The organism is Actinoplanes sp. NPDC051470 (assembly GCF_040682035.1).
GTDB lineage: Bacteria > Actinomycetota > Actinomycetes > Mycobacteriales > Micromonosporaceae > Actinoplanes.
Genome location: NZ_JBFBAA010000070.1, coordinates 1 through 12,274, shown reverse-complemented (window position 1 = coordinate 12,274; position 12,274 = coordinate 1). Strand labels below are relative to the sequence as shown.

The 12,274-nt window shown below is 70.0% G+C and carries 13 protein-coding genes; 10 read left to right on the top strand and 3 right to left on the bottom strand.

The features are described from left to right. The 6 genes from AB0M54_RS47565 to AB0M54_RS47540 all read left to right on the top strand — a co-directional run. Positions 1-1,178, top strand: a 1,178-nt coding sequence (locus AB0M54_RS47565; protein WP_364479925.1) for a hypothetical protein, incomplete at its 5' end; no start/stop codon positions are given. 25 nt (positions 1,179-1,203) lie between these two features. Beyond that, the gene (locus AB0M54_RS47560; RefSeq protein ID WP_364479922.1) at positions 1,204-1,842 is read left to right on the top strand and encodes a hypothetical protein; all 639 of its coding nucleotides are present in this window, start codon (positions 1,204-1,206) and stop codon (positions 1,840-1,842) included. Between the two features lie 90 nt (positions 1,843-1,932). Then, on the top strand, positions 1,933-2,742 hold the full coding sequence (locus AB0M54_RS47555) for an SAM-dependent methyltransferase (RefSeq protein WP_364334723.1): 810 nt from the start codon (positions 1,933-1,935) through the stop codon (positions 2,740-2,742). 147 nt (positions 2,743-2,889) lie between these two features. Continuing rightward, on the top strand, positions 2,890-4,005 hold the full coding sequence (ald, locus tag AB0M54_RS47550) for an alanine dehydrogenase (RefSeq protein WP_364334726.1): 1,116 nt from the start codon (positions 2,890-2,892) through the stop codon (positions 4,003-4,005). Then, positions 3,989-4,900 carry a site-specific tyrosine recombinase XerD gene (locus AB0M54_RS47545; protein ID WP_364479920.1) on the top strand — a complete coding sequence of 304 codons (912 nt, stop codon included), beginning with the start codon at positions 3,989-3,991 and terminating at the stop codon, positions 4,898-4,900. Before ald ends, AB0M54_RS47545 begins: the two co-directional genes overlap by 17 nt. Before the next feature lie 112 nt (positions 4,901-5,012). Then, positions 5,013-5,942: an AAA family ATPase gene (locus tag AB0M54_RS47540; protein ID WP_364334732.1), complete on the top strand. Its 930-nt coding sequence runs from the start codon at positions 5,013-5,015 to the stop codon at positions 5,940-5,942. Here the strand turns inward: AB0M54_RS47540 and AB0M54_RS47535 are convergent. Beyond that, positions 5,894-6,265, bottom strand: coding sequence for a hypothetical protein (locus AB0M54_RS47535; protein WP_364479916.1), 372 nt, complete (start codon positions 6,263-6,265; stop codon positions 5,894-5,896). The genes AB0M54_RS47540 and AB0M54_RS47535 overlap by 49 nt on opposite strands. A 37-nt stretch (positions 6,266-6,302) precedes the next feature. Here AB0M54_RS47535 and AB0M54_RS47530 point away from each other — a divergent pair, with 37 nt between their 5' ends. From AB0M54_RS47530 to AB0M54_RS47515, 4 genes are all read left to right on the top strand, one after another. Then, on the top strand, positions 6,303-6,617 hold the full coding sequence (locus tag AB0M54_RS47530; protein ID WP_364479913.1) for a hypothetical protein: 315 nt from the start codon (positions 6,303-6,305) through the stop codon (positions 6,615-6,617). Between the two features lie 2 nt (positions 6,618-6,619). Next, positions 6,620-7,633 carry a segregation/condensation protein A gene (locus tag AB0M54_RS47525; RefSeq protein WP_364479910.1) on the top strand — a complete coding sequence of 338 codons (1,014 nt, stop codon included), beginning with the start codon at positions 6,620-6,622 and terminating at the stop codon, positions 7,631-7,633. Between the two features lie 293 nt (positions 7,634-7,926). Beyond that, positions 7,927-8,808: an SMC-Scp complex subunit ScpB gene (gene scpB, locus AB0M54_RS47520; RefSeq protein ID WP_364479928.1), complete on the top strand. Its 882-nt coding sequence runs from the start codon at positions 7,927-7,929 to the stop codon at positions 8,806-8,808. Then, positions 8,795-9,535 carry a pseudouridine synthase gene (locus AB0M54_RS47515; RefSeq protein WP_364334741.1) on the top strand — a complete coding sequence of 247 codons (741 nt, stop codon included), beginning with the start codon at positions 8,795-8,797 and terminating at the stop codon, positions 9,533-9,535. The genes scpB and AB0M54_RS47515 overlap by 14 nt, the downstream gene beginning before the upstream one ends. Positions 9,536-9,543: 8 nt before the next feature. Here the strand turns inward: AB0M54_RS47515 and AB0M54_RS47510 are convergent, their stop codons facing one another. Both AB0M54_RS47510 and AB0M54_RS47505 read right to left on the bottom strand, forming a co-directional pair. Beyond that, positions 9,544-10,155, bottom strand: a complete 612-nt coding sequence (locus AB0M54_RS47510) for a hypothetical protein (RefSeq protein WP_364479907.1) — start codon at positions 10,153-10,155, stop codon at positions 9,544-9,546. After that, positions 10,152-12,274: hypothetical protein (locus AB0M54_RS47505; RefSeq protein ID WP_364479904.1), on the bottom strand; the 2,123-nt coding region annotated here is incomplete at its 5' end. The genes AB0M54_RS47510 and AB0M54_RS47505, both read right to left, overlap by 4 nt.

The following is a 12,274-nucleotide window of genomic DNA, read 5'->3' as shown; positions in this document are numbered from 1 at the left end:
CGACCGGCCCGGACGGGAAACCGGACGCCAAGGCGATCTCGATGGACGCGAAATCAGCCGTCGAGCGGCTAGGACGCGGCCCGTTCGAGCGGGGCGAGGTCGACGCCGCGCTCACGCCCGTGCGTGGCAGGTATCCGAAGGCGACCATCACCCCGGAGGACGACGCGTCGGCCACCTGGGGTGTCCACGTGCAGACGGCGCGGGCCGACAGCAAGACCAAGGCGTTCGACGCGAAGGGCGCGCACGCCGAGATTCTCGCGTCGCTCAGTACGGTGCAGTCGCGGGCGGTGCTCAGCCATGCCCAGGCGACCGGCGGGAACGCGTACACGTCGATGCTTCGGATGTTGATCCCGAAGAGTGCCGCCGAGCGTGAACGCGTTCTGGCCGAGGGCTACAAGAGTCTCACCGGGCCCCCGAAGGGGAGTCTCAAGGTCGACAAGCTGAAGGCGGACCGGGACCGGATCGTGGTGAAGCTCAACCACGGCATCGCCGAGGAGCAGAAGCGGTCGGGCGACGCGGCCTGCACCGCCATGCGGCAGCGGTTCCAGGGCTGGAAGCAGGATCTGGAGAAGATCGGCGACCGGCTGGCCGACGGCAGCGGCTGGACCGAGGCCGAGGAGAAGCACGTCGCGTTCCAGATCAACGAGATCGCCGAGAAGTTGCTGGCGGCCGCGATGGAACACGGGTACGAGACGGCGGACCTGCTCAAGCACCCGTCCAAGTACGCCGTGGACGGACGTCTGAAGAACGAGTACGCGAAGGACATCCGGACGACGTTCTATCCGGGCTTCACCGCGGCGACCGAGCGTGCCGTCCTCGGCCGCGACCTGCCGCTGCTGATCGACGCGAAGAAGCGGCACCCGGGGCTGAAGGACCAGACCGGCTACGACGACGACAACTTCTTCTACTGCAAGGGCGGGGGAGGCCGGGCCGCGCACATCGCGCCGGCCGCCGCCGCGTCGCTGGATCACATGACACCGGTGGCTTCACACTGGAACGCCCCGGGGCACGGCGGCAGCACCGGGAGCAACACGCACCAGGGGAAGCGCGGTCAGTGGTACAACCTGGAGTCGAACCTGGAAGTGCTGTGCGGGCCGTGCAACTCCGCCAAGCAGTCCGGTGGCGTCAAGTACAAGCCCGAGGTCGGGCCGTTGTTCAAGGGACCGGACGATCCGTGAGTCCGGCGGCCGTTGCGGAGGACAAGTGGCGAATTTCTATGTGTGGCTCAACCGCTTCGATCAGGGCGACGGTGTCGCGGTCGTGGAGGTCAGGCGGGCCAACGTCGGCCGGGTGGTCGACGGCGACCCCGAGTTCACGCAGGGTCTGGCCGACGCGGTGAGCCTGCCGCTCACCGTACGGAAATGGTCGATCGAACCGTTCCGCAGCCTGTACTACAGCGACTACCCGGACGCCGATGACTGGGAGGACCGGTTTCCCGAGGCCTGGCGCGTCACGCTGACCGGCGACCCGGCCGGCGACGGCGAGGTGGAGCCGGCGCTGAGACCGGCGACGTACAACGGCTACGACAGCACGTGGAGTCCGCTCCGCCCGGCCGAGCCCGAGCCGCGCGGCCGGTACGCGGCCATCGGCGTCCTGGTCGGCGCGATCGCCGACGACGCGTTCACCGACCAGGTCCGCGCCATCCGGCCGGACGCGTCGGTCGACACCGTCGTCGCCCGGTCGGAGAAGCTGCGGGGCACGCGGGTGACGGTCGATCTGGGTACGGTCGACCTGGCCGCCGACGCCGCCGCCGTGGACGAGGTCACCGGCCGGCTCACGGAGCTGGGGATGATCGTCACCCGGCGGGCGGTCGAGCTCAAACTGGCCGAGCTGCACAGCTGACCTGCCATGTTGCATGGGCAGTGGGTGATTTTGGCGACATCGTGACGGCGCGGGGGAAGGGCATCGATCCCGCTCTTTATGGTGGACGGTGTGACGGATGGGGTAGAGGGGCCACAACTCGGGATCGACGCGTCGGTCGCCCATCCGGCGCGGCGATACAACTACTGGCTGGGCGGCAAGGACAACTTCGCCGCCGACCGTGAGTCGGGCGACGAGTTCGTCCGGAAATTCCCGGCGGTCCGGACCGCGGCCCGGGCCAACCGGGCCATGCTTCAGCGGGCCGTGCGGTTCCTGGCCGCCGAGCGAGGGCTGCGACAGTTCCTGGACATCGGCACGGGGTTGCCGACCGCGGACAACACCCATGAGGTCGCGCAGCGGGTCGCGCCGGATGCCCGGGTGGTCTACGTGGACAACGATCCGCTGGTCATGACCCACGCGCGGGCGCTGCTGACGTCTTCCAAGGCGGGGCGGACCAGTTATCTCGAGGCCGATCTGCGCGATCCGGAGCAGATCCTGGCCGAGGCGCGGAGCACGCTCGACCTCGACCAGCCGGTGGCCGTGATGCTGGTGGCGGTCCTGCATTTCATTCCGGGGGACGGCGCCGCGCTTCCGCTCGTACAGAAGATCATGGCTGGTCTTCCGGCCGGCAGTTACCTGACCGCGACCCACGCGACCATCGATTTCGCACCCGCGGAGATGCGCGCGGCGCATGCCGAGATGCGGGCGGCGGGGCGCTCCGACGTCTGGACGCGGTCGCGGGACGAATTCGCCGAGATCTTCGAGGGGATGACCCTGGAGGAGCCGGGCATCGTGCCGGTCACCGAGTGGCGACCGGACGAAGGCGCCGAAATCCCCCCACGCCGCGAGGTGGCCATCTGGGGCGGGGTCGCCCGCAAGTAAGAGCCGCGCGTAGAGGGGGACAAACGGGCAGCGAGGAAGTGATCTTCGCGCCGTTCGGCGGAAACCTGAATGCGGCACTGGGAAGCTAACCTCGGGGTCGTCGGTGGGCAACGGCGCCCGGCGCGCGTGGAGAGGACGGTAGAGGCCGTGAAGGTCGGCATTCCCAGCGAGGTCAAGAACAACGAGTTCCGGGTGGCGATCACCCCGGCCGGCGTGTTCGAGTTCGCCCGTGCGGGGCACGAGGTCTACGTGCAGACGGGCGCCGGCAACGGCTCTTCGATCACCGACGACGACTACGTGTCGGCGGGCGCCACCATCGTGGCCACCGCGGACGACGTGTGGGGCACGGCCGACCTGATTCTGAAGGTCAAGGAGCCGATCGCCGAGGAGTACCCGCGCATGCGCGCCGGTCAGGTGCTGTTCACCTACCTCCATCTGGCCGCCTCCAAGGAGTGCACCGACGCGCTGATCGACCGCAAGGTCACCGGCATCGCGTACGAGACGGTCGAGCTGCCGGACCGGTCGCTGCCGCTGCTCGCGCCGATGTCCGAGGTTGCCGGCCGGCTCGCGCCCCAGGTCGGGGCCTACCACCTGATGCGGTCGGGCGGCGGCCGCGGCGTGCTGATGGGTGGCGTGCCGGGCGTGTACGCGGCCAAGACCGTGGTGATCGGCGCCGGGGTGTCCGGCATGAACGCCGCCGCGATCGCCCTCGGCATGCAGGCCGAGGTGCTGGTCCTGGACAAGAACATCGCCCGCCTCCGGGCCGCCGACGCCGACTACCGCGGCCACCTGCAGACGATCGCCTCCAACGCCTACGAGATCGAGAAGGCGGTGCTCGACGCCGACCTGGTCATCGGCGCGGTGCTGGTGCCGGGCGCGAAGGCCCCGAACCTGGTGCCGAACGAGCTGGTGTCGCGGATGAAGCCGGGCAGCGTGCTGGTGGACATCTCGATCGACCAGGGCGGCTGCTTCGAGGACTCGCGGCCGACCACCCACGCGAACCCGGTCTACCAGGTGCACAACTCGATGTTCTACTGCGTGGCCAACATGCCGGGCGCGGTGCCGCACACGAGCACGTACGCGCTGACCAACGTCACCCTGCCGTACGCGCTCGAGCTGGCCAACCGCGGCTGGCGCGACGCCGTCCGGCACGACCCGGCGCTCGCCCTGGGCCTGAACACCCATGACGGCCACGTCACCTACGGTCCGGTCGCCGAGGCGCACGGCATGGCCACGCTGAGCCTGAATGACGCCCTTAACTAAGGTCGTCCGGACGTATCTCGACCACCTCAGCGTCGAGCGCGGCCTGAGCCGGAACACGCTGTCCTCGTACCAGCGGGATCTTGATCGTTACGCCCGTCACGCCAAGATCAACATCCAGGAGATGACGGCGAAGGACGTCGCCACGTACCTGGCCGTGCTGAGGACCGGCGACGACGATCACCCGCCGCTGTCGGCGTCGTCGGCGGCCCGGGCGATGAGCGCGGTGCGCGGGCTGCACCGGTTCGCCGCCCGGGAAGGGCTGGTCGCGGTGGATGTGAGCCGTGACGTACGCCCGCCGGCGCCGCCGAAACGCCTGCCCAAGGCGCTCGACCTCGATCAGGTCGAGCGCCTGCTGGCGGCCCCGGCCGGCGACGACGGGCTGGTGCTGCGCGACCGGGCGCTGCTGGAGTTCCTCTACGGCACCGGCGCGCGGATCTCCGAGGCGGTCGGGCTGGACGTCGACGACCTGGCCGACGACGCCGTCACGCTGCACGGCAAGGGGGGAAAGACCCGGTTCGTCCCGCTCGGCCGCTATGCGCGGGCCGCGCTCGACGCCTATCTGGTACGCGCGCGCCCGCTCCTGGCGGCCAGCGGCAAGGGCACGCCCAAGGTCTTCCTCAACGCCCGTGGCGGCGTGCTGTCGCGGCAGAGCGCCTGGACGATCCTGCACCGGGCCGCGGCCGCCGCCGGCCTGCCCACCGAGGGCGCGCACGCGGTGTCGCCGCACACACTGCGCCACTCGTACGCCACGCATCTGCTCGATGGCGGCGCCGACGTCCGCGTCGTGCAGGAGTTGCTCGGGCACGCCTCGGTCACCACGACGCAGGTCTACACGCTGGTCACCGTGGACCGCCTTCGTGAGGTGTACGCCACCTCACACCCGCGCGCTCGTTGAGCCATGTGCAGACGTAGCACGACCCATGCGCGACACGCCGATGACTGACCCTCAGCACGCGCGGTCGGTGGCGTACAGTCGGGCATCGGCGAGCGGGTCGGGAGGGGGCGAAATGTCAGGCGGCACGGATCAGGCGGAGGCCTGGACCTCGGCGCTCCGAGAGCAGCAGAGCTCCATGGACCTCGGCGCCGACCTGGGCCCGGCCGACCCGACGGCGTATACGGTGCGTCGCCCGATCCCCGAGCCGATGCCCACCGATCGTCACGGTCCGGCCCGGATCATCGCGCTGGCGAACCAGAAGGGTGGCGTCGGCAAGACCACGACCACCATCAACCTGGGCGCGGCGCTGGCCGAGTACGGCCGCAAGGTGCTGCTGGTCGACTTCGACCCGCAGGGCGCCTGCTCGGTCGGGCTGGGTGTGAATCCCCACAATCTCGACCTGAGCATCTACAACCTGCTGATGCAGGACGACGTGACCGCCGAAGACGTGATCATCAAGACCGACGTCGCCGGCCTTCACCTGCTGCCCGCCAACATCGACCTCTCCGCGGCCGAGATCCAGCTGGTCAACGAGGTCGCCCGCGAGATGGCGCTGGCCCGGGTGCTCAAGCGGGTCCGCAAGGAGTACGACTTCATCCTGATCGACTGCCAGCCCTCGCTGGGCCTGCTGGCGATCAACGCGCTGACCGTGGCCCACGGCGTGCTCATCCCGCTGGAGTGTGAGTTCTTCTCGCTCCGCGGCGTGGCCCTGCTGCTGGACACCATCGACAAGGTGCGCGAGCGGCTCAACTTCGACCTCGAGCTCGAGGGCATCCTGGCCACCATGTACGACAGCCGCACCACCCACTGCCGCCAGGTGCTGCAGCGCGTGGTCGAGGCGTTCGGCGACAAGGTGTACCAGACCGTGATCACCAAGACGGTCAAGTTCCCGGAGAGTACGGTGGCCGGCTCGCCGATCACCTCGCTCGACCCGGCGTCCTCCGGCGCCCGCAACTACCGCCAGCTCGCCCGCGAGCTGATCGCCGCCAACTCCGAACGGTAGTGCTCTTCGCGCTCGGCCAGCCGGTGACCTTCGCCGGTCTGCTCATGGGATTCCTGCTCGCGCTGCTGGTGCGGGCCTTCGCCATCCGCCTCACCGCCCGCGCGCTGCGCCTGGTGGAGCGGCGCGAGTCGCTCTCGCCACGGTTGCGCGAGGACGTCGACCCGTTCGGCGCGGTCGCCGCGGCGGTCGGCGGCGCCGGCTGGGGCAAGATCATCGACGTCGACGAGGTGCCGCGGCACGCGGGCCGGGGCCGGGCGGCGCTGGTGTTCGCGGCCGGCCCGATCGCCACCGTTTCTCGCCGCGCAGGTCTTCTTCCTGGCCAACCGGCTGCTCTTCCCCTCGGCCTTCGACCTGCTCGGCGTGTCCTTGTCAGGCATCCTGCGCGGTCAGTTCTTCGCCGGGTGGGGCGTTCAGTTCATTCTGGGCATCGCGGGCAGCCTGCTCGCCTTCGGGCTGCTCTCGCTGGTGCCGATCCCGCCGCTGGACGGCTTCGGCCTGCTCTGGTCGGCGCAGCGCCGGCCGGGCGCCGGCATGCAGAGCTACCGGCTCTGGTTCCAGGAGAAGAACATCGGCGTCGTGGTGCTGATCGCGGCCAGCTTCTTCCCGTTGAGTTACCCGTTGCTCATGTTCCCAGTTGATCTCCTCGGGACGGTGTTTCTCGCGCTGTGGGGGTAGGGATGAGCCTTGAAACGGTCGTCGAGCCGGTGGTCTACGGTCAGCACGTGCCTTCTGATCCCGTCGCCGCAGTTCCCGAGGTGGTTCCCGAAGCGGATTCGGGCAAGTTCCTCGTGCGGCTCGACAACTTCACCGGGCCGTTCGACCTGCTGCTCCAGCTCATCGGCAAACACAAGCTGGAGATCACCGAGGTCGCACTCCACCAGGTCACCGACGACTTCATCGGCTACATCCGGGCCATGGGCGACGACTGGGACCTCGGCGAGGTCAGCGAGTTCCTGCTGGTCGCGGCCACCCTGCTCGACCTGAAGGCGGCCCGCCTGCTGCCCGCCGCCGAGGTCGAGGACGAGGAAGACCTGGCACTGCTGGAGGCGCGTGACCTGCTGTTCGCCCGGCTGCTGCAGTACAAGGCGTTCAAGGAGGCCGCGCTCCACATCGAGGAGCTGGAAGGAACCGGCGCGCGGCGGTGGCCCCGCGCGGTCGCGATGGAGCCCAGGTACGCCGAGGCGCTGCCCGACCTGGTCCTGGGCATCGGGCCGGAGCGGCTCTTCAAGCTCGCGCTCAAACAGTTCCAGCCCAAGCCGGGCCCGCCCGAGGTGTCGATCGCGCACATCCACCAGGTGCGGGTCAGCGTCCGCGAGCACGCCACGCTGCTGCGCGACCGGATGCGCCGGGCCGGCAGCGCCACGTTCAGCCTGCTGGTCGCCGACTGCGAGAACACGCTCGAGGTGGTGGCCCGCTTCCTGGCCCTGCTCGAGCTCTACCGCGAGGGCCTGATCGACTTCGAGCAGCCGGTGTCGCTCGACGAGCTCACGGTCCGCTGGATCGGCGGCGAGGACGACGCGGCCGAGCTGGAGATCGACGACTACGAGGGCACGCCGGTGCCGGACGAACCGCCACCACCCGCAGCCGAAGGGGTCACAGACGAAGACATAGCCGCGTTGGGTACGCCCGAAGCGGACGAACCCGATGACGACGAGCACGACGGCCTGCACGACACCGAGGAGACACCGTGACCGACGAGCGCCCCGACTCCCTGGCCGCGCAGGCGGCGTCCTGGGTGCCGCCCTGGGAACGGTCCCCTCGCGAACCCGACCGCGACTTCCAGGCCGCGGCCGAGGCCGACGCGGAAGCCGACGACGCGGAAGCCGACGACGTCGAAGCCGAGGGCGGCGCCGACCCCACCCCCGCGCCCGACTCTTCGGATTTGTCCGAAGAGGGCGAGCCGGAAGTGGACGTTGGCCAGGCTGCGGAGGGCGAGGACGCCGGCGAGGCTGCGGAGGGCGAGGACGACGGTGAGCCGGGCGAGGTGGCTCCGATCGCGGCGGAGACCGACGAGCCGGGCACGGTCGACGAGCCGGCCGGGGCGGCCGAGCCGGTCGACGAGCCCGGCGTGTTGACCGGCCCCGAGGTCGAGGTGCCCGACGCCGTCGATGTGAGCGACGACACCGAGGTCGACCTGAAGTTCGCCGAAGAGCCGGCGATCGAGGAGCCGGCGATCGACGAGCCGCCGGCCGGGGAGCCGCCGGGGGAGCCGGAAGCCGCCGTGGCCGCGGCGATCCCGGCTCAGGCCGTACCCAGGAGAAAGCGCAAGAAAGACCCTGAGCCCGAGCCGGCCGAGGAGCCGGTCGAGGTCGTCCCGATGGAGGACGGCGAACTGCGGGCCGCGCTCGAGGCGATTCTGCTGGTCGTGGACGAGCCGGTGGCCGAGTTGCAGCTCGCGCAGATCGTCGAGGAGCCGGTCGAGCGGATCGGCACGATGCTCGAGGACATCTCGGCGAGGTACACGGCCGCGGGGCACGGGTTCGACCTGCGGCGGGCGGCCGGTGGCTGGCGGCTCTACACCCGGCCGGAATACGCGGCGTACGTGGAACGGTTCGTGCTCGACGGGCAGTCCGTCCGGCTCACCCAGGCCGCGTTGGAAACGCTCGCCGTGGTCGCGTACAAGCAGCCGGTGACCAGGTCGCGGATCTCAGCCATCCGGGGTGTGAACTGTGACGGCGTGATGCGTACGCTTGCTACGCGCGGCCTGATCGAGGAATGCGGCACCGAGCCCGAAACCGGGGCCCACCTGTACCGCACAACGACGCTGTTCCTCGAGAAGCTGGGCCTCAACTCGGTCGACCAGCTTCCCCCGCTGGCGCCGTTCCTGCCCGACGATGTGGAAGAAGTAATCGATGCCTCAGGCTGATCCGGCCACCGCTGAGCGCCTGCAGAAGGTGCTCGCCCTTGCCGGCGTCGGTTCCCGCCGCGCCTGCGAAGACCTGATCTTCCGGCGCCGCGTCACCGTCAACGGCCGGGTGGCCAAGCTCGGCGACAAGGTCGACCCGTCCACCGCCGAGATCCACGTCGACGGCCAGCGGGTGGTGACCAACACCAAGATGGTCTACATCGCCATGAACAAGCCGCGTGGCGTGGTCGCGTCGATGGACGACGAGAAGGGCCGCACCGAGCTGGCCGACTTCCTCGACACCTTCGAGCAGCGCATCTACCACGTGGGCCGGCTCGACGCCGACAGCGAGGGGCTGCTGCTGCTCACCAACGACGGCCAGCTGGCCCACAAGCTGATGCACCCGTCGTACGAGGTGGCGAAGACCTACCTGGCCGAGGTGCAGGGGCCGCTGCCGCGCTCGGTCGGCCGCAGCCTCCAGTCCGGCGTGATGCTCGACGACGGCCCGGCCAAGGTCGACAGCTTCCGGCTGGTCGACACGCTCGGCAAGGTGGCCCAGATCGAGGTCGTCCTGCACGAGGGCCGCAAGCACATCGTCCGGCGGATGATGGACGAGGTCGGCCACCCGGTGCTGCGCCTGATCCGCACGGCGGTCGGCCCGATCCGCCTCGGCGACCTGCGCCCGGGCGGCTTCCGGCACCTGTCCAACGCCGAGAAGGCCGCCCTCTTCACCGCGGTCGGCGACTAGCCCACGGGCTACTCCGGCTTCTCCAGGCCGAAGATCAACTGCCGCTTGAGGCTCTCGATGAGGTCCACGAGGGAGCGGGCCTCGTCGAGGGTGTCGTTGTCGATCGCGCCGGTGCCCCGGTTGCTGGGCCGGTTCGACTCCTGCTCGAGGCGGTTGTAGGCGTCGGTGAAATACTCGGACAGGACGGCCAGGAGCGAGTCACCGAGCCGCCGGGTCTCGTCGGGCAGCCTTTCCGGGACACCCCAGAGCACGCCCGGAAGGCCGTAGACCGTGGTGGCGCCGGCGGTGAGATCGGTGGCGCGGTAACACACCAGCGCGTCGCCGTGCCTGGCATCGTCGGTAAGAAAGGCCAGCGGTATCAGGTCGGGATCGAGGCGTACGACCGCCTCCTCGATCTTGTCCGTCCCGGTCGGCGCCGGCGGGACCGGCCGGGTCAGGAGCCGCCACGGCCGGTCGGTCAGCTCGGCTGTGGACCCGCGTTCCTCGAATCCCGAGGCGGCGATCGCGAAGATCTCGCCGGGGAAGGCGACTCCGTAGCACTCGCGGAGCGCGTCCTGGGCGGAACGGCCCTGGTCGTACAACGCCTGGGCCTGTGCGGCCATGGCGGCGTAGGGGGTCATGCCTGGTCACCTTCCGATTCGGCGGGAACTTCCTTGAGGAGCTCGCTGAGTCTGGCCCAGGTGCCTTTGAACTCCTCGGCGGTCAGCGCGGCGATGATGTCGTGGGCGATGGCCTTGGCCTGGGTGAGAAGGGTTTCCGAGTAACGGCTGCGGACGACCAGTTCGCCGACCCTCGCGTCGATCGCAGCCAGCTTCGCACGGAAGGCGTCCGTCCCGGCGAGCTCCGGGTTGTTCACCATCTCGACCACGACCGTGTCGACATGGGCGTAGACGCTCTCGAGGGCCCGTTGGGCCGCGCCCGTCGTGCCTGCCTCGGACTTGCTCATCTCCATGGCGAGACGCTTGGAGCTCATGTACGACTGCGACTGCAGGATCAATGCGTACGCGTCGTGCCGTCCGGAAGCTCGTGCGCGGCGGACGGCGGCGTCGTCCACGGTGAGGTTCCGGCCCTCGACGTCCGGGGCCGGGCTCGTGGTGGTCGAGGTTCCCGGCTCGTAGGCCACCGAGTCGTTCGCGATCTGCCCGGTCAGGTTGTCCCGCAGGTTGCGGCCCTCGGCGGCGCCGACGCCGTACGTACCGCCCTGCTCGTTCTGCAGCCGGTCCATCAACGCCGGGTCCTGGAAGATGCCCTTCTTGTCCTCGGTCCAGGCCCGGATCAGCATGTTCGGCTCGGTCGGGTAGAGCATCCGCGGCCGGGTCTTGGCGACCGCGACCCGCACCGCCCGGTCGAGCTGGTTGGCCAGCACGGTCAGCTGGGCCCGGCGCGAGCTGCCGCCCTCGGTCCAGTCGAAACCCTCGAACGTGTACCCGCCGATGGTCAGCAGGGGATGCTGGCCGATCGCGGTGAGAATCTCCGTGTACGCCGTGAGCACGCCCATCGGGCTCGGTCCCGCGGTGACCACTCCGCCGTCCGCGTCCTGGCTCAGGACGTGCACGTTGTGGTTGGCCATGGACAGCAGGTCAACCGCCCGCCGCGTGTAGCTCGACCCGAGCACCGTCTCGCGGAAGAGGCCGTACGGCAGCTTCTTGCCCTCGCGCCAGTTCGACTCGCTCTCCACCGCCTTGTCCCGATCGGCCTTCTCGGTCAGTTTCCCGTATGCCCGGCGGACCTCGGCCCAGGGCACCGCGCCGCCGCCGGCCTTGCGGACCCAGGTGGGCCGCCAGAGGAACCCGAAGATCGCCATTAGCAGCTTGTCGCGCTTCGCGACGTTGCCGACCGCGCCGGTCACCTTCTCGCGGGCCGCCTGGTCGGCCTCCGGGGCCAGCCGTTCGAACACGTTGATGCCGGCGACGACCGCGGTCCGGCTCGACGCCAGATCACGCGTCCGCGGGTCGGTCCAGGCGTCGTCCAGGTAGCGGGTGGCCAGATCGGTGACCCCGTCGTCGGGCTGGGCCGCCATGTTGACGACGAAGCCGGTGGACGGGTCCTTGCCCTTGAACGGCACGCTGGTCTGCCGGAGGTACTGGTTCGCGCGCCCGACCGGGGTGATCTTCGTCGGGACCTCGGCCCGGCCGACCTCGAACGGGAAGGCCTCGCCCTCCAGCTGCACCTCGCCCCGCTCGGTCTGGCTGTTCGGCGTGACCTCGACGGTGGTCTTGATCTGCTTGTCCTTCACCACACCGGTGAACGGCTCCATGCCGATGGTGAGCTTCAGGCCACGGACGCGGGAGTCGAGGCGCCCCTGCTGGGTGACGGCGATGCTCTTGCCCAGGGCCGCCTTCTTCGCGTACGCGGTCCGCAGGTCACCGTCCTCGGCCTGGTCCCCGCCGCGCAACTGGGCGAACGACTCGTCGATGACCGAGCGGTTGAAGGCGCTGTGGTCCTTGGCCGAATACCAGGAGGCGCCGCCCTCACCCTTGGCGATCCAGCCCTTGCCCTCCTCGGCCGTGGCCCGCTTGGTCCCCTGGCCGGCCGTCGCGCGCACCTGCCAGTGCGTCCCGGCCTCGACGACGTCGAGCTTGACCTGGACGCCGTTCTTCGCGCCCTCGGCCGGGGCGAGGGCGGCTTCGAGCTCGGCCCGGCTGACAACCTGGGTCGCGGTCTTCTGCCCGGCCAGCGCCCAGCCACGCTGAGCGGCCTGCTTGGCAACGCCCCGGACATCGGTGGGGTCGGCGTCCT

Coding starts and splice junctions, on each gene's coding strand:
- AB0M54_RS47545 (WP_364479920.1), top strand. CDS start 3,989: ATGACGCCCTTAACTAAGGTCGTCCGGACGTATCTCGACCACCTCAGC.
- AB0M54_RS47540 (WP_364334732.1), top strand. CDS start 5,013: ATGTCAGGCGGCACGGATCAGGCGGAGGCCTGGACCTCGGCGCTCCGA.
- AB0M54_RS47525 (WP_364479910.1), top strand. CDS start 6,620: ATGAGCCTTGAAACGGTCGTCGAGCCGGTGGTCTACGGTCAGCACGTG.
- AB0M54_RS47515 (WP_364334741.1), top strand. CDS start 8,795: ATGCCTCAGGCTGATCCGGCCACCGCTGAGCGCCTGCAGAAGGTGCTC.
- AB0M54_RS47510 (WP_364479907.1), bottom strand. CDS start 10,155: ATGACCCCCTACGCCGCCATGGCCGCACAGGCCCAGGCGTTGTACGAC.